This window comes from Streptomyces sp. NPDC025784, assembly GCF_055558435.1.
Window position 1 is genome coordinate 114,689 of sequence record NZ_JBVHMN010000013.1, and the last position, 17,209, is coordinate 131,897.

Consider the following 17,209-nt stretch of genomic DNA (forward strand, 5'->3'; position numbering starts at 1 on the left):
CACGTCGGCGGCCGGCCCACACCGCCCGTCAACGCTCCGGGTCAGTGTGACTCGGAGCGCCCGTGCGGGAGTCGGTGTCGGGCGGCCATGGCGTGGAAGACCTTCTTCGGTTCCCAGCGGGTGTCGTCGAGCATGCGGACGACACCGTAGGAGGCGATGTCGCGGTCGCGGGGCTTGTCGTAGTTGGCGAACGAGAACCACAGCGCGGTGTCCACGCCCTCGTCCTCGAAGACGTCGAGCAGTTCGGTGAGGTAGCGCACCTGCTCGTCCTCGTCGGGGACCGCTCCCTGCGGTGGCTGCCAGGCCATGCCGCCGAGGTCACCCGCGCCGAGGTAGGCACAGGTGCCGTACTCGGTGACGGCCAGCGGCTTGCCGTGGGCGAGGGACTCGCGCAGGTGGGCCCGGAACGTGTCGGCGTTCTCGGCGGACCGGTAGGCGTCGATGCCCACCAGGTCGAACGGCTCCCAGTCGACGGGCTCCCAGGGGCCCGAGGCGTAGGTGATCCTGCCGCCGAAGTGCGCGCGGACCGTCGCCGCGGCTCGGGCGAGGAAGGCATTGAGTCTTTCGGGCACCGCGTCGAGGGACAGCCACCACTGCATGTCGGCGGTGGCCATGGCGTGCAGACGGTCGAGGTGGGTGTCGCCCGGAAGGAAGCCGTGGGCGAAGGCGCTGAGTTCGCAGCCGGTGACGAAGACGACCTGTGCGCCGTCCTGGCGCAGCGCCTCGGCGCGCCGCGCGCAGTCGGCGAGGAACGCCAGGACGTCCTCGGGGGAAAGGTCCACGGGGAACGGCGAGAACCACACTTCGAGCCCGGCGTCCGCCGCGTGCCGGGCGGCGATGCCCAGCCGCTCGCCGTCCCGGCCGGAGACGCGCACGGCGTCGCAGTACAGCTCACCCGCGATCACCGCCATCTCGCGGCGCACGGCCTCGGAGTCGAAGCTCTTCCGGGTGAGCCGGTCTCCCGGGAACGTCCCGGTGTCGTAGTTGATGCCGCGTGCGCGCACGTCAGGGGCCTTTCACATGGTCGAGTCCGTGTTCCAGCAGGTCGAAGGCCAGCTCGACGTCCTGGGCCAGAGCACGGCCGGTGGCCTCGGGGGACGCGCCGTCCAGCAGTCGCCGGAAGTACGCCTCCTGGAGGGTGAGCAGGGACGCCGCGACCTGGGCCGCCATGAGCGCCGCCGCCGTGTCGCCGTACTCGTCGGCCAGGACCTGCGCCAGCGCCTGGCGCTGCTGGTACAGCAGTCCGTTCGCCGCGTTCTGCAGTGCGGGGCTCTCCTGGACGACGCGCACGCGGGCGATCAGCGCTTCCATGTCCGATTCCGGAATGCGTCCGGCGGCGAGCGCGCGGTGATGAGCGCGCAGCGCCTCCAGGAACGTCTGGCCGGCCGGACGACGGGCGACGATCCCTGCCAGGTCGTCGCCGCCCACGCCCTGCAGGGCGAGCGATTCCTTGGTCGGGAAGTACGCGAAGAGTGTCGCCTTGGCCACGTCCGCGGCCTCGGCGATCTCGTTGACCGTCACGGCGTCGAATCCGCGCTCGATGAACAGCCGCATGGCCACCGCGGCGATGCGTTGTCTGGTCTGTTCCTTCTTGCGCTCACGAAGCCCTGTCACACGACGACAATAACCATACCCGGTTCAAAAACAAACTCGGTCTGGATTCCCCGACGCACCGCGGTGTGCCTCGCTCCCGTCGGATCGCGGGCGAGGAGGAGCCAGGGTGTTCCCGCCCGACCCGGCCGGCAGGGCGCCTCGGCCGACGCGGCACCGGTTCTCGCCCCCGCCGCACGGATGGTGGAAGGCGGTGATGGTGCCGGTCCACTCACCTTCGGGATGGTCCATCGCGCAGCCGCCGCCGTAATGCAGCCAGGCGGACTTGTACCCCGGCGCGGCTCTGGTCACCTTGATGCGCGACCGAGTCGGCCTGTTCGGCGTGTGGTGTCGAGGTCAGCGAGAAGGGGCCCGCGGGGCGAGGGCGAGGAGGCGCTCGGCGTGGCGCGCCCCGCTCTCCGCCGCGATCTCGTCGAGCGTCTGCGCGTCGCGTACGGGGGCGAACCGTACGTCCGCTCCGTCGACGGTGTAGCCGTGCACGGCGGGTCGGGGCAGGCTGTTGTAGGCCCAGGGGGTGGAGAAGTAGTACGCGCCCGTGTCGTACAGGACGACGAGGTCGTCCTCGTCCAGGGCGGGCAGTTCGCGGTTCTCCGCCACGACGTCCCCGGCGAAGCAGCAGGGCCCCGCGACGTCCTGGGCCACCGGCTCCCCGGTCCTCGGCCGCCCCTGCGCGTCGAAGGCGCCGACCCGCAGCGGCCAGGAGCCGGGCATCAGGACGGTCCGGGTCGCGGTCTGCGCGCCCGCATGGGTCACGGCGATACGGCGGCCCCCCGACTGCTTGGTGTACTCGACGCGGGCGGCGATGAACCCGTTCTTGGCCAGCAGCGACCGGCCGAACTCGGTGACCAGCGCGTACCGTCCCCCGAACAGGCCGGGCACCGCGGACCTCAGGGCGCGCGTGTAGTCGTCGAACGTCGGACGCACCTCGTCGTCGGCGAAGTTGACCGGCAGGCCGCCGCCGATGTCCAGGCTGGTGATCTGCTGCCGGCCGAGCGTCGCGTTGATGTCCTCCGCCAGACGGTACGCCTCGCCGATCCCCTCGGCGATCAACTCCAGCGAGCAGCCCTGCGAGCCGACGTGCGCGTGCAGCCGGGTCAGCCAGGGATGCCGGGCGAAGGCCCGGACCACGCTGTCGCGCCCTCCCGCGTCGCGCAGGGCGACCCCGAACTTGGAGGTGGCCGTCGCGGTGCTCATCGCGCCGATGGCGCCGCCGCCGACCTGGGGGTTGACGCGCAGACCGACGACGGACACGGTTCCGGCGGGTCGCAGCGCGTCGATGCGGTCGAGTTCGTCGAGGTTGTCGGCGTTGAGGGAGACGCCCAGGGCGAGCGCCTCGGCGATCTCCTCGCGGGTCTTGGCGGGCGAGTCGAGGACGATGCGGTCCGGCGCGAATCCGGCGTCCCGGGCCAGCCGCAGCTCTCCGGGGCTCGCCACTTCGCAGCCCATGCCCTGGTCCGCGAGCAGCCGCAGAACCGGTACGAGGGAGGAGGCCTTGGCGGCGAAGGTGTGCAACACCTCGGGCACGGTCTCGAAGGCGCTGTGCAGGGCGGCCACCGACGCCCGGATGCCGTCCGTGTCGAGGAAGCCGGCGACGGGCTGGGCCGCGCCGATGAGTCCTCGCTCGACCGCGTGGCGCAGGACGGTGCCGGCCCGCTCGGCGGAGCGTGGGGCGGCGGTGGGCTGTGCGGACGGGTGGTCCGGACGGACGTCGCTGTTCAGAGTCACGGAGGGGGCCTTCGTCACGGTGGAGGGGGGTGACAAGAGCGTGGCCCCCGGGGCCCGTCGCGGTCTTCGTGGTCCCGTACAAAGGATCGCGGATTGTTCGTCCGCCGCTCCGAAAACGGCGGCGCAGCCCAACCCCCTAGACCTCAGGGCCCCCTTCGGTCGCGGCGAGGCGCAGCGCGAGCGTGACGACGAGCCGTGTGTCGGGGTCGTCGAGGTCGATGCCGAAGCGCTCGCGGACCCGGCGCATCCGGTAGCGCAAGGTGTTGGGGTGCAGGACGAGATGATGGGCCGCTCGGGACATGTCGCCCGCCGCGTCGAGATAGGCGCGCAGCGAGCGCACCAGTTCGCCTCCGGCGGCGAGATCCGCCGCCACCATGTCGTGGACGGGGCCCCCGTGGCGTTCCCACAGGGGACGTATCGCGTCGAGGACCCGCAGGACGGCCACCGTGTGCCCGACGTCGCCCGGCCCCGCGTGCCGCACCGGCGAGCGCGGCCCCGCTCCCCCGTCCGCGGCCGTGGCAGGGCCGGCAGGCACGGCGCGGGCCTCGCGTTCGCGCAGGGCCCGGACGATCAGGAGGGCTTCCTCGTAGGACTCGGCGGCACCCGCCGGCGTGTCCGCCGGTGTTCCTGCACCGACCCGGACGACGGGGGCGTCCGGCATGGCGGCCGCCAGTGAGTCGAGTTCGCGGGCGAGGCCCAGGGCGTCGCGCGGGTCGCCGTCCGGGAGCGGCAGCAGGACGGTCAGGCGGTGGTCCTCGCGCCAGACGCGTGCCGTGGCGCGGTGCGCGACGGCCTGCAACGCGAGGGCCTGGAGGCTGCGTTCCGCGGCGGGGCCGACCGCGCGGTCCCGTTCGGCGACCACGACGGCACAGGGCACGTCCGGCGCGAGTTCCAGCGACCACATGTGGGAGCGGCGGTCGCCCTCGCCGAGCAGCAGGCCGCGCAGGGCGTGTTCCTGGCGCCGCCGGCCGGCGCTGCCCCGCAGCCGGTGCTGGAGCAGGTACGGCACGGCGACCTCCGAGGCACGGCGCAGCGTGTCCGGCGCGTCCGGCGACAGCTGTCCCCCGTCGGCCGCCGCCCACATCGAGCCGAGGACCTCACCGCCGCTGCGGATGGCGACGACCAGGCGTTCGGGGTCGGTGCCGTCGGCCGGGCGGTGGATGACGTCGCGCGAGGTCCACAGGGCGTGCAGCAGTCCGCTGCGGCGCAGTTCGGCGACGCGCCAGTCCGGGACCCTGCCGCCCAGGATCGTCGACTGCCGCAGTCCGTCCGCGTCGGCGCTGGTCGCCGAGTGCGCGACGACCCTGAACTGGGTGTCCTCCACCGTGATCGAGGCACGGCAGTAGCGGGCGACGACCGAGGCGAGCACGGCGAGGCCGCCACCCGCGGCGGCCTGGGCCAGGCGGTCCCCGCTGCCCACCGCGCCGAACGCCAGCGCGGACCGGACCAGTTCGAGGGTGTCGCCCCACTCGGCCCACTCGGCCCGGGTGAGCAGCGCGACCCCGGTCTCCCGCGCGGCGCCGAGGACCGTGGCGGGCAGGGCGTCCTCGCCTCCGCTGCGCAGGACGACCGCGACGGCGCCGCGACGGGCGGCCTCCCGTACGGCGTCCGGGGCGGAGCCGGTGCCCGGCCGCAGGCCTGTCGCGAGCACGATGTGGCCGCCGTGCGGGCGCGGCGCGTCCTCCTCGCCGATGACGACGCAGTGCACCGCCGTGTCCGGGCCGGACGGCGCGAGGACGAGGTGGAGGATGCCGTCCTCGTCGTGGGCGAGGACCTGCCGCAGGGTGACGTCGGGCGGCGTACCGCCGCCCGGTGCTGCTCCGGTCATGGCCGACGGGCGCGGCGGCTGGTACCTGCGTGCATGGGTCAAGGATACGAGCAGGCGCGATGGGGGAATCAGTCCGGCAGCACGAGGTGACAGCTCTCGCCCGGTTCGACGGAGACCGCGCGGTCCGGGAGCCGGATGTCGATGGGCGAACGGCCGGACGACGGGACCGCGATCTCCAGCCGCCCGCTCTCCAGGCGCAGCCGCACGCCCCAGTGCCCGTGGTAGCGCAGGGAGATCCCGTAGGAGGACAGTTCCGGCAACGGCACCGGGTCGAGCCAGAGCGCGCCGGCCCGGGTCTCCAGTCCGGTCAGCCCGCGCTGGATCAGGTCGAGCGTGCCCGCCATGGCGCCCAGGTGGATTCCCTCTCCCGTGGTGCCGCCCTGGACGTCGGCGATGTCTCCGCGCAAGGCCTCCTGACAGAACCACCATGCCTCCGCGCGCCGGGCGCGGGCCAGGATCCAGCCGTGCACCAGACCGCTGAGAGTGGATCCGTGGCTGGTGCGGCGCAGGTAGTACTCGACCGTGCGCAGCCAGGTCGCCTCGTCCAGGTGATGGCCCAAGCGGCCGAAGAGCGACTGGAGTTCGGAGGGTGAGAAGAGGTAGCCGAGCATCAGCACATCGGCCTGTTTGGACGCCTGGTAGCGGTTGACGCTGTCGCCCTCCGCCTCCAGGATCCGGTCCAGCCGCCGGATGTCGTCGTACTTCTCGCGGTAGCCCTCCCAGTCGAGTTCGGCGAGATCGCCGTAGCCCTCGAACTGGCTGATGACGTCGTCGTGGAAGGGCACGTGCAGCGTGCGGGACACCTCCTCCCACTGCTCCAGCTCGGCGCCGTCCAGCCCGGTGCGCTCGGCGAGTTCACGGCGGCGCGGCTCGGGCAGGGCGCGCAGCAGTTCGAGGGTCTTGGCCAGTACCCAGGCGGCGGTGACGTTGGTGTAGGCGTTGTCGTCGAGGCCCGGCCGCTCGGCGTCCGGATAGGCGTCGTGGTACTCGTCGGGGCCCACCACGCCCTTGATGCGGTACCGGCCCAAGTGGTCGTCGTAGGTGGCCGAGTCGGTCCAGAAGCGGGCGATCTGCAGCAGCATCTCGGCGCCCTTGGTGTGCAGGAACTCGGCGTCCCCGCTGGCCTCGTGGTACTGCAGTACGTTGTAGGCCACCGCCGAGCCGACGTGCCACTGGAGTCGTGAGTTGTCCGGCAGCCAGCGGCCCGAGTGCGGGTTCAGATGCAGTTGCTGTGTCTCCTCCCGCCCGTCGCTGCCGCTCTGCCACGGGTAGAGGGCGCCGCGCCTGCCGATGGCGCGGGCGGCGGCACAGGCGCGGTCGAGCCGCCGGTGGCGGTAGCGCAGCAGGGCTCTGGAGACCTCGGGGAAGTGGAGGTTGAGATAGGGCAGGACGAACAGCTCGTCCCAGAAGACATGGCCGCGGTACGCCTCGCCGTGCAGGCCTCTGGCGGGCACCCCGACGTCCAGGTCGGCGGTGTGCGGGGAGAGGGTCTGCAGCACGTGGAAGAGGTGCAGGCGCAGGATGCTGCCCGCCTCTCCGGGGACGTCGAGTTCGCCACGGCGCCACATCTGGTTCCAGGCGATCCGGTGCGGCTCCAGGAGTTCGTCGAACCCGGGGGCGTCACGGACCCGGTCGACGGCGGCGTCCCACGGGTCGCTGATCGCGGGATCACGAGAGGTGTGCACGGCGACGGTCTTGTCGACTCCGACGGTGCGGCCGGGTGTGAGGTACAGACGCACCCGCTGGACCGCGCGCGGGAAGTCGTGGTGCTGCGTCACCGGGACGTCCGCGGTGAGCCGGGACGCCATGCCGATCCTGATGTCCGAGGTCCGGGTCCGGCAGCGCAGCCAGACCGTGTCGGGACCGGCGGTGTCGGTGTGTACGTGCGTCAGGTGGCGGCCGTCGAGGTCCGCGTAGCGCGGCACTCCCGCGTTGGTGACACCTCCGTCGAGCGCGGCCTCGACCTCCAGTTCCCCGGCGAACTCCTCGGCCGTGAACTCGGTTCGCAGGGCGACCAGATGCGGGTCGGCCATGTGCACGAGACGCTGCTGCCGCACGTACAGGACACGGCCGTCGCCGAGGCCGTAGCGGGTGCGGCGTTCCAGCAGGCCGGTGGAGAGGCGCAGGATCAGACGGTGGTCCAGCACCGGTGCGGTCTCCGGTGTCAGCCAGTGCTGTCCGGGCAGCCGGAAGCGGAGCGGCAGCCAGTTCGGGAGGTTGACGATGTCCTCGTTCTCGACCCGGCGGCCCGCGACGTCCGAGGTGAGCCGGTTGTAGCAGCCGGCGGCATAGGTGCCCGGGTAGTGCACGCCGTCCGCGGCGCACTCGGGCAGTGCGCCGCGGGTCGCGAGGTAGCCGTTGCCCAGTGTGCAGAGCGCTTCCCTGAGACACTCCTCGGCGGGGTCGAACCCTTCGTACTCCCACGTCCAGCCGGTCATCGCGGCGCTGCCCCGTGGGACGCGACCTCCGTGGCACGGCGCGGCGCGGAACCGATCACGTCGTGGGACCGCACGGCCATGTCTGCTCCCCTCGTGGACCGGCCCTTCGTGGACCGACCCTTCAAACGATCACACCAGCTGCGGCACGACGGCCACCGGGCAGTACGCGTGATGGAGCAGGGTGTGGCTCACCCGGCCGAGCTGGAGACCGAAGTGGCCCGCCCTCCGGCGCGCGCCGACGATCACCAGATCGGCGGCGGCCGAACGCCGCACGAGGATCCGGCGGGCCGGCCCTTCGGCGGTCACGCCACGCACCCGTACGCCGGGGTGGTCGGCCGCGGCGTCGTGCAGCAGGGCGTGGAGCAGGGCCGCGGCCCGCTCCTCGTAGACGCGCCCGGGAGCTTCGTCCGGCTCGGGCCGTCCGGTGACCTCGTGCGCGGGGCGGCGCCAGGCCCGCACGACGTCGAGGACGCACCCGCGGGTCTCGGCCTCGCGGAAGGCGAACCGCACGGCCTCGCCACCGCTGACGGGATCCCCGGCACCGAGCAGGATCCGCTCGTGGCTGCCGGCCAGACCGGCGCTGTCGCCGCGGACCACGATCACCGGGCAGTGGGCACGGGCCGCGACGGCCAGCCCGACCGAACCGAGCATCAGTCCTGGCAGCCCGCCCCGGCCACGCGACCCCGTGACCAGCGCGGAGGCGTTGTTGCCCTCGCGCAGGAGGGTTTCCACGGCGTCCTCGGGGATCACATCGGTGAACACCTTCACGTCCGGGTCGCGTCGCGCGGCCCGCTCCGCCGCGGACGCCACGATGTGCTCGGTCAGCACGCGCTCGGAAGGACGGTCCAGGCCACTCGACGAAACGGCTCCCTCGTAGCGCTCCCAGAGCGAGGCGTGCACCAGTCGCAACGACAGCCCGTGACGGGCGGCTTCGTCCACCGCCCAGTCGACCGCCTGGAGGCTCGAGTCCGAACCGTCGACGCCCACGACCAGGGGAAGCGTCGTCATCGTCCCCACCGCCTTTCGTCGGACCGCCACGCCGGCAGTACGGGGCTTCAACCTCACCGTGCCAGCCACGGCCGTCCGGTACGAGGGGCACGTCGGCTCTCCTCGGGGACGTTCGGCCCAGGCGGGGAGCCCTGATGCCCGCCGGCCCTGGTGGCCGGGCCGATCCCGTGGTGTCCTGTAGGTGACGGGGAGGACCCGACCGAGACGCGGGGAAGCGGCCGACAGCCGTGCACCGCGCAATCAGGATCCGCGAGAAGCGGATGGCGTCCTTCCCGTCCTGTCATGACGTCGCCTTCACGGCGGCGCCCTCCCGAGACACGGCCGCGCGGAGCCCCACCGGGGCCGAACGCCCCCGTGCCAGGTCCGAGCGGCCCGTGGCGGGCGGCTCCGTCGGCGCCCACGCTGGAATCGAGGACTCCACGGCAAGGACGGCCGCGGGACCGCCGCATCGGACCGGAACAGGTTCGCTCCTGGTCGGCACACCGGGCGCGCGGGACCGAAGAGTCGTCGGCCCTGCTGTCGACCGCACTTCGACCTTCCGAGGAGGAGATCATGCACGGCAGCCCGCACATCGTGAGCGACGTGATGACACCCACCGTCGTCGCGGTAGGCCGCGACGCGCCGTTCAAGGACATCGTCACGCTGATGGAGCAGTGGAAGGTCAGCGCCCTGCCCGTCCTGGAGGGCGAGGGGCGCGTGGTCGGAGTGGTCTCCGAGGCCGACCTGCTGCCCAAGGAGGAGTTCCGGGACAGCGACCCGGAGCGGTTCACGCGGCAACGCCGGCTGGCGGACCTGGCAAAGGCGAGCGGGCTCACGGCCTGGGACCTGATGAGCACCCCGGCCGTGACCGTGCACGCCGACGCGGCCCTGGCGGAGGCCGCGCGCATCATGGCGCAGCGCAAGATCAAGCGACTTCCCGTCGTCAACGACGTCGGCCTCCTCGAAGGGATCGTCAGTCGCGCGGACCTGCTCAAGGTGTTCCTGCGCGAGGACGAGGAACTCGCCGAGGAAGTGCGCCACGAGGTCGTCGACCGGCTGTTCCCGCTGTCCGCCGACCACATACAGGTGGAGGCCTCGGACGGCGTGGTCACCCTCGCCGGCTGGGTGGAGAGCACCGGGCTGGTCCCCGTGGCGGAACGCCTGGCCCGCGCCGTGGAGGGTGTCGTCGACGTCCGCTGCCACCTCGCCCACGCGTCCGCTCGGGCCGAGGAGTGGTCCGAGCAGCGGTGACGGGGGCCTCGCGGTCCGCGGGGAACCGGTCGAGGTCGGGCCCTGTCGAGCTGTCGAGTTCGGTCCCGGTCGGCCTGTCGAGTTCGTGGCTCGGCCTGCGGGCGGAGCCGCGCCATCGTACGCGTACGGACGCCGGCGTACACGTACGTACGGACGCCGTCGTGCACGTACGGGCGGGACGACACCTGCGTGAGCGACACCTTCTCCGCGTAAGGACGGAGCGACACGGAGCGACACCGCGGGGGAACGGTGCCGCTCCTGACTCCACTGTCCTCCCGTCCGGGCCGCGGCGCACGTGCCGATGGTCCCGGGCCCGGGACCGGTCGGCTTCGGTCCCGGGCCCGGGCGTTCGGCTCGGTTCGGGGCGCACGGCCGACGCGTCGGTTCGGGGCGCACGGCCGACGCGTGCTGCCCACCCGGCGTACGACCCCGGCGGGCGTTCTCGGTCAGACCGTGATCCGTCGGCCGGTCACGGTGTGGACGTCGATGCGCACCCACAGCTCACGCCGGCCACCGGCCCACGGCTCGCTGCGTGCCAGGCCGGTGAGCCGACGCGCCTCCTCCTCGTCCGTCACGGCCCGCCCGTGCCCACGCACGAGAACGCTCCAGCCCTCGCTGAAGGCGTCGTCGATGCGATCGACCTCGAAGGCCACCTCGGAGCCCGCGGCAAGAGCCGGCGTGGCGCCGGGAGAGGTGCGGAAGACGATCGCGTCGTCGACGACGCCGTAGTTGACGGGTACGACGGCGGGGCCCGTGGCCGTGAGGACCGCCACCCTCCCCACGCCGTGGTCCGACAGCAGGGTCCGGCACTCGGACGGACTCAGTTCGGTGAGGTCGGGGCTCCGTCCGGCCTGCCCCGGGCCGGGCGGCCGGTCGCTGTCGCCTCCGGTGAGGTGGGACATCGTGGTGCGCAGTGCTTCGGCGAGCCTGAGCAGGGTGCCCGCGCCAGGTGCGGCTGCCGGCTTCTCCTCCAGGTAGCGCAGATAGTTGGGCGCGACGCCGGCACGCGCGGCCGCCTCCTCGCACGTCAGGCCGAGTTCCGCCCGGCGTGCGACCAGCCGTCGGCCGAGATCGCCGAGCGGTGGCGCCTCCACCGTGTTCGCCCGTACCTGTCCGGTCATGACTCGCCACCTCCTCTCGTCATGCCTCGCGCCACGGGCGCGCGTCGTCGGCGACGGCGCCGCCCGGCGCGTCTTCCGGAACCGGGATCGTCCCGCGGCTCCAGCCTCTCCGAAAAGGAGGGAGACCGCTTGGGCCGTCCGGCCCACACCGGCGGCCCGAGGGACCATGGCGGGGGACCGACGACAGGCAGGCCACAAAACCGTCCGCCGCCCACGGCACTGCGCGGTCGCGAGGAGGTTTCCGTGAGCCACGTGGAGGCTCACGTGACGCCCCGGCTCCGGGAGGGAGCCACGTCCGAGGGCACGCTCGCGCGGGCTGCGGACGGGCGTGGACCGAGCTGCGCCGTGACCGCCGCTCCCCCGGCCGGAGTCGACAGGTCAACCTCCTTCGCCCACAGTCGAGTTGGGCAGGTTCGAGCAATCGGCCGCGACGATCACGGCATCCTCTCGTCGCGGTCCGGAGGACGATCCCCCATCCGGGCGCCGTGCCACCCGCGCCCGGCATGGCTCCGGGACCTGCGACGCCGCACGGCGGAAGCTGATGCCTCCCGCCTGCAGGAGAGGCCCGTGACCGACCACATCCCGCAAGGACCCCGACCGCCGGCCACCACGGACACGGGCGCCGACGCCGGCAGTCAGGCCGGGGTCATCGGCATCGGGCTCGCGGCCGTGCTGACGTTCGCTCTCGCGCAGGGTTCGTGGCAGTGGTTCGCGACATTCATCGGGGTGACGCTCCTCTCGGTGATCTTCGCCTTTCAGCGTCGGCCGCCGTGGACGTCCGACCTGCGGTCCGCGTACATGCGCGGTCTGATCGCGTACGCGCTGGTCGTCGGCCTGTGCGTGGCGATCGCACTGGCCCCCATGATGCAGCGCTGGGCCTGGGTGTTCCCGATGCCGGGCACCCGCATCGACTGCACCTGGCTGGGCAGGTACGAGGCCGTCCGGTCCCGGGCCACACTGGCCGGCCTGACCGGTCTCGACCGCACCGCCGCGGCGTACGCGGCGCAGTCCAAGAGCCGTGAGGCCGTCGCCGGCTGCCTGGCGGCGACGACGACCCTGTGGCTGCCGCTGTACGGGGCCGCGGCGGCCGTGCTGGTGGGTGTCAGCGCGTGGTTCCGCGACCGGGCGCGTGCGCGGATGGAATCCCGGCCGGATCCCTCCCCCGCGGAGCCGCTGCATGCGGGAACCCGGCAGGACGGCACGAGGTAGCCGCCGGGTCCCCACGGGGTAGGAGCAGGGCGTGCTGACCATCGGATCCGTAGTGCTGGGTGTGTCGAACGTGCCGCGTGCGGCGGCGTTCTGGACGGAGGCGCTGGGCTACGTCCCGCGCGAGGAGATGGAGGACGACTGGGTGGTCCTCGTGCCGGCCGAAGGGACCGGCGCCCGGCTCTCGCTGGGGCTCAGCGAGACACCCGTGCAGGAGCATCCCCGGATCCATCTGGACCTGTACGCGGGAGACGCCGCCGATCAGGCCGCGGAGGTCGAACGCTTGGTCGCTCTCGGCGCCCGGCGGGTCGACTGGGACCGCTATCCTCCGGACGCCGACTTCGTGGTCCTGGCCGATCCCGACGGGAACCGCTTCTGCGTCATCGACACACACCACGGCTGACCGCAGGGAGGCCGCGAGCAACATCCCGTGCGCGAGGGGACGTTGTCACCCGTGACGCGGATCCTCGAGACAGAACTCGGCATGACACCGGCCGCCCGCATCGAGTCGGCCCGCGTCGAGACGGCGCGCAACCGGCTCGCAACCAGCGACGACACCCTCGAACGCGGGGCGTCCGCCCGTGGGTTCCACACGATCGACACCCTGATCCGCTCGTTCCGGCGGAGGCTCGACACGACGCCCAGGGAGTACCGCTGCCGATTCCGGCACGCCGGTCGCCGCGGCTGAGACGCGCGCCCTCCCGGTCCCCCTGAGCAAGCGCTTGATGTGCTCGCTGCGCGTGACGCGAAGTGCGCAGCACACGGACCGGAGAGCAAATTCGACCAATGGGTGTAGAAGGGTTGTATGAGACGAAAGCATGCTGGGTGGCCTGCAATACGAGATCGTCTCGCACGGCCATGGCGTGAGGGCTGGCTGACCAACCGCAGCGTCGCAGGTCAGGTGTTCGCACTGGAATGCGTGATCATCGCGCTGCTCGTGGTGGGAGGAGCGGTGGCGCTGGTCCTGCAGACCCGCGCCGCGAACCTGCACCGCGCGGAAGACCGGTCCATGGCCAGTGCCGTCGCAGTCGCCCAGCTGCCGGACACTGCGAAGGGTCTGCTGTCACCGGACCCGACATCGGCTCTCCAGCCCGCGGCCGAGCGCATGAGGAAGTCCGTGGGAGTCGACTTCATCGCCGTGCTGAACAGGGACGGGATCAGGTACACGGACGCCGTCCCCGGCCTCATCGGTCAGCGGGCGGTGGGCGACTTCGGCCGAGCGCTCCAGGGCCAGTCCTACACGGAGCACTTCAACGGAGCACCCCAGGACGCAGTGCGTGCGGTCGTACCCGTGCGGGGGCCGGACGGCAAGGTGGTGGGGCTCGTCACCGCAGGTGTGGAGGTCACGACCGTCTCGGCGACGTTGAACAGCGAACTGCCGCTCCTGCTGGCAGGGGTGGCGGGGGCTTTCGTCCTGGCCACGGCCGCGGCGGGCGGGGTGGGCAGGCGGCTGAGCCGGCAGACGGGCGGCCTCGGGCCGGTCGAGGTGACGCGCATGTACGAGCACCACGACGCGGTGCTGCACACGGTGCGCGAGGGCGTGCTCGTCACCGACCGCGATCGGCGCCTGGTCCTCGCGAATGACGAGGCCAGACGGCTCCTGGCCCTCCCCGAAGGGTTGGAGGGCCGCCACATCGACGAACTGGATCTCGAACACAGCATCCGGAACCTGCTGGCCTCGGACCTCGAAGCCGTGGACGAGGTGCATCCGGCGGGCGGCCGGCTGCTGAGCGTCAATCATCGTCACACCAGCCGTGACGGCGGGCCCCCCGGAGCCGTCACCACGTTCCGGGACGCCACCGAACTGCGCGCCCTGGCCGGCAGGGTCGAGGCCACGTCCCAGCGACTGGAGATGATCTACGACGCCAGTGCCCGGATCGGGAACACCCTCGACGTGACGCGTACCGCCGAGGAGCTGGCCGAGGTCGCCGTGCCACGGTTCGCGGACGTGGTCAGCGTCGACCTGCTCGACCCGGTCGTCGCAGGTGAGGAACCCCCTGCGGGCATCCCCCGTATCCTGCGCCGCGCCGCCTTCCGTGGCGCGGCGCAGGAGCGGGCCGTGCACCCGGTCGGTTCCGCGGTGCCGGTGGACCCCACCGCACTCCAGGCACAGGGACTGCGCGACGGCAAGGCCGTCCTCGTGCCCGATCTGACCGCCGCCTCGGAGTGGCGCGGCATGAACCCCGTCTTCGCCGAACGCGTGCTGGGAGACGGGCTCGGGTCGCTGATCGCCGTGCCCATGCGAGCACGCGGCACCGTGCTGGGCATCGCCAGCTTCTGGCGGCGCGGGGAGTTCCACCACGACGACGTGAGCTCCGCCGAGGAACTGGTCGCGCGGGCGGCGGTGTGCGTCGACAACGCCCGCCGTTACACCCGCGAGCACGCCCTGGCCGTCGCGTTGCAGCACAGTCTGCTGCCCGCCGAACTCCCCGAGCAGAACGCCGTGCACGCCGCGTACCGCTATCTGCCCGCCGAGGCGGGCGTGGGCGGAGACTGGTTCGACGTCATCGCGCTGCCCGGCGCACGCGTCGCCCTCGTCGTCGGCGATGTGGTCGGCCATGGTCTCCAGGCCGCCGCCACCATGGGACGGCTGCGCACCGCCGTCCACAACTTCGCCGCGCTGGACCTGCCTCCCGACGAGCTGATCACGTACCTGGACGAGCTCGTCACCCGTCTCGACCAGGACGGTCCGGCGGCCTCCGAGACCGCGCCCGTCACCGGCGCCACCATGCTGTACGCCGTCTACGACCCCGCCGCGGGCCGTTGCCACATGGCGTGCGCGGGGCATCCGCCGCCGGCCCGGGTCCATCCCGACGGCACGGTGGACCTGATACCCGTCCCTCCCAACCTCCCCCTCGGACTGGGCCATTCGCCCTTCGAGACGTACACCGCCGACCTGGCCGGCGGGACCCGGCTGGTCCTCTACACCGACGGCCTCGTCGAGAGCCGGGACCAGTCCATCGACACCGGGCTGGACCGGCTCACCGCGGTCCTCGCCGCCGCCGGCCGCAGCTGTGAGCAGACATGCACCGATGTGCTCGACGCTCTCCTGCCCTCGCCCCAGCACGACGACATCGCACTGCTGGTGGCCGAGACCCGCAGGCTGGCACCGGACCGTGTCGCGCAGTGGGACATCACCGACGACCCCGCGGCCGTCGCGCCCGCCCGCGCCGTCTGCGTGCGGCAGATGACCGCGTGGGGCATCGGCGACGACCTGTTCGCCGCGGAACTCATCCTCAGCGAACTGATCACCAACGCCATCCGCTACGGTGACCCGCCGATCACCGTGCGCCTCCTGTACGACCGTTACCTGACCTGCGAAGTCTCCGACACCAGCCACAACGCACCGCACCTGCGCCATGCGGCCACGCTCGACGAGGGCGGCCGGGGCCTGTTCCTCATCGCCCAGCTCGCCGACCGCTGGGGAACCCGCTACACACCCGACGGCAAGACCGTCTGGGCGGAACAGTTGCTCGGCGCGGACCGCCACCCCTCACCGTGAGGCGCGGCAGCGGCCGGGGCGAGGGCTCCCGCACGGGTCGGTGCGCGGCCGGCCGCCCGGCGAGACGGCCCCGGCGATCGCCGCGAGGGCCGGCGTCAACCCGACCAGCGGCCGAGGCGCGTGGAGAAGACTCCCGCGGCCACGGCCGGCAGCCCGAAGGCGAGGTGGCTGATCAGGAACAGTCCGGCGAAGGCCATGGCCCGCTCCTCCGGTGCCGCCTGCGCGGCCACCGTGCGCATGGCTCCGAGCGGTGAGCGACGGCCCGAGTGAGAGGTAGAACCCGCCCACGGCCCAGAGCGCGACGAGACTGGGCGTCGTGAGCACGATGTGCGGCCGCATCCTGGGCGGCAACGACACCCTCGGCATCAGTGACCCCAGTGCGCCCGGGCGCCTTTCGGCGCCTTCGGGCATGAACAGCGTGCCTGCGAGGGTGATCGAGAACGCGACGACGAGCACGAGGTAGACCTGCCCGTGGCCCTCCGTGACGGATCACTGCCGCACGGAGGCGGCCGTACGGCTCCCGGACACCGTCAGGCCGCAGCGCGGGCCGCCTCGACCAGTGCGTCGGCCGCGAGCAGTCCGAGCCTGTGGGAGGCGAGGGGGCTGTCGCCGGTGAGGAGCTTGCGGTCCTGGTGGGTCCGGCCGGTCATGTCGTCGTTCAGGACGTTCAGCCCTTGCTTGCTCAACAGATCGGCGACCAGCCACCGCAGACGACCGGGAAGGTAGCCGATCTCGAGGTTCGGGCCCTCGTCGAGAGCGTCGGGGAAGACGCAGACGGAATAGCCCTTGAACGGCGATTCGTCCTTGCCCGACGCGGCCGCCAGCAGGGCGGCCGGCCCGTGGCACAGCGTGACGACGAACTTGTCGTTGTCCAGGGCCCAGTTGAGCGTCTCCCCCACCGCCTCACTGCCCGGCAGACCGACCACGGCGCCGTGTCCGCCGGGGATGAAGACGGCGATGTAGTCCGAGTCGTCACCGAGGTCGTCGGTGACCACGTCGGACAGCTTCTTGGGCTGCTTGAGCTTCTCCTTGACGGCTTCGTACGTACGGACGACCGCTTCGTCCTCCCGGGGCATGGCCCACAGTTCGAGCTTCACCGGGTATCCGGCGATCGTGGCGACGTCGACGTCGAAGCCGGCCTCCATCATGTGGTGCAACGGAAGGAGCATCTCGACGGGGTGATTTCCGGTGGAGAACATCTTTCCGTTCTCCAGCAGGACATATCTCTCCTCCGCCCCGATCATGAGCACCTTCCACTTTCCCTGGGTGTAGGCACCCTTGTGCTGCACTCCGTCGAAATCCGTCGTGGACGAGGTGTACTGGCTGAGCGAATACGGTGAAGGGAAGAACGCGTTGTCCTCGGCCGCATCCGGAGTGGGTTCCCTGCTCAGATCTTCTGCAGACATGGCGACCTGCTTCCATCGCCGCCTGAACGTCTCGAAAGCCTTGCGCGCGGGGAACGGCCGGGCGAGCACGAGCAGGCCGGCGGTTCGAGGGTTCCCGGCCAGCCTATCGCCAACGGATGCGGGCGGCAGGTCGG

Annotated in this window: 13 protein-coding genes and 1 pseudogene; 5 read left to right on the forward strand and 9 right to left on the reverse strand. The window is 72.2% G+C overall.

Annotated features, from left to right (window positions below; translation table 11 throughout):
• Positions 1-41: 41 nt before the first annotated feature.
• From ACZ4IF_RS27600 to ACZ4IF_RS27625, 6 genes are all read right to left on the reverse strand, one after another.
• Complete coding sequence (locus ACZ4IF_RS27600) at positions 42-1,004, reverse strand: hypothetical protein (RefSeq protein WP_467567503.1); 963 nt, start codon at positions 1,002-1,004, stop codon at positions 42-44.
• A 1-nt stretch (position 1,005) separates the two neighbouring features.
• A complete protein-coding gene (locus ACZ4IF_RS27605; protein ID WP_467567505.1) occupies positions 1,006-1,614 on the reverse strand; it encodes a TetR family transcriptional regulator in 609 nt (202 codons plus the stop codon).
• 333 nt (positions 1,615-1,947) lie between these two features.
• Positions 1,948-3,330: a type III PLP-dependent enzyme domain-containing protein gene (locus ACZ4IF_RS27610; protein WP_467567769.1), complete on the reverse strand. Its 1,383-nt coding sequence runs from the start codon at positions 3,328-3,330 to the stop codon at positions 1,948-1,950.
• Between the two features lie 142 nt (positions 3,331-3,472).
• Positions 3,473-5,164 (reverse strand): PucR family transcriptional regulator, encoded by a 1,692-nt coding sequence (locus ACZ4IF_RS27615; protein ID WP_467567507.1) that lies wholly within the window; start codon positions 5,162-5,164, stop codon positions 3,473-3,475.
• A 68-nt stretch (positions 5,165-5,232) separates the two neighbouring features.
• A complete protein-coding gene (locus ACZ4IF_RS27620; protein ID WP_467567509.1) occupies positions 5,233-7,602 on the reverse strand; it encodes a glycoside hydrolase family 65 protein in 2,370 nt (789 codons plus the stop codon).
• Positions 7,603-7,731: 129 nt separating this feature from the next.
• Positions 7,732-8,610 (reverse strand): universal stress protein, encoded by an 879-nt coding sequence (locus ACZ4IF_RS27625; protein ID WP_467567511.1) that lies wholly within the window; start codon positions 8,608-8,610, stop codon positions 7,732-7,734.
• Positions 8,611-9,162: 552 nt separating this feature from the next.
• Here ACZ4IF_RS27625 and ACZ4IF_RS27630 point away from each other — a divergent pair.
• Positions 9,163-9,840 (forward strand): CBS domain-containing protein, encoded by a 678-nt coding sequence (locus ACZ4IF_RS27630; protein ID WP_467567513.1) that lies wholly within the window; start codon positions 9,163-9,165, stop codon positions 9,838-9,840.
• Positions 9,841-10,286: 446 nt separating this feature from the next.
• On the opposite strand, the gene ACZ4IF_RS27635 is transcribed toward ACZ4IF_RS27630, so the two are convergent.
• Positions 10,287-10,961 (reverse strand): helix-turn-helix domain-containing protein, encoded by a 675-nt coding sequence (locus ACZ4IF_RS27635; protein ID WP_467567515.1) that lies wholly within the window; start codon positions 10,959-10,961, stop codon positions 10,287-10,289.
• A gap of 567 nt (positions 10,962-11,528) precedes the next feature.
• On the opposite strand from ACZ4IF_RS27635, the gene ACZ4IF_RS27640 reads away from it, so the two are divergent.
• The 4 genes and pseudogenes from ACZ4IF_RS27640 to ACZ4IF_RS27655 all read left to right on the forward strand — a co-directional run bounded on the left by ACZ4IF_RS27640 (position 11,529) and on the right by ACZ4IF_RS27655 (position 15,669).
• On the forward strand, positions 11,529-12,170 hold the full coding sequence (locus ACZ4IF_RS27640; protein ID WP_467567517.1) for a hypothetical protein: 642 nt from the start codon (positions 11,529-11,531) through the stop codon (positions 12,168-12,170).
• A gap of 31 nt (positions 12,171-12,201) precedes the next feature.
• Positions 12,202-12,570: a VOC family protein gene (locus ACZ4IF_RS27645; protein ID WP_359495469.1), complete on the forward strand. Its 369-nt coding sequence runs from the start codon at positions 12,202-12,204 to the stop codon at positions 12,568-12,570.
• Between the two features lie 51 nt (positions 12,571-12,621).
• Positions 12,622-12,855: pseudogene (locus ACZ4IF_RS27650) on the forward strand (helix-turn-helix domain-containing protein); the annotation flags it as partial.
• A 213-nt stretch (positions 12,856-13,068) separates the two neighbouring features.
• Positions 13,069-15,669, forward strand: a complete 2,601-nt coding sequence (locus tag ACZ4IF_RS27655; RefSeq protein ID WP_467567520.1) for a SpoIIE family protein phosphatase — start codon at positions 13,069-13,071, stop codon at positions 15,667-15,669.
• Positions 15,670-15,764: 95 nt separating this feature from the next.
• On the opposite strand, the gene ACZ4IF_RS27660 is transcribed toward ACZ4IF_RS27655, so the two are convergent.
• The gene (locus ACZ4IF_RS27660) at positions 15,765-15,908 is read right to left on the reverse strand and encodes a hypothetical protein (RefSeq protein ID WP_467567522.1); all 144 of its coding nucleotides are present in this window, start codon (positions 15,906-15,908) and stop codon (positions 15,765-15,767) included.
• Between the two features lie 291 nt (positions 15,909-16,199).
• Positions 16,200-17,075: a glyoxalase III HchA gene (gene hchA / locus ACZ4IF_RS27665; protein WP_467567524.1), complete on the reverse strand. Its 876-nt coding sequence runs from the start codon at positions 17,073-17,075 to the stop codon at positions 16,200-16,202.
• Between the last annotated feature and the right edge of the window lie 134 nt (positions 17,076-17,209).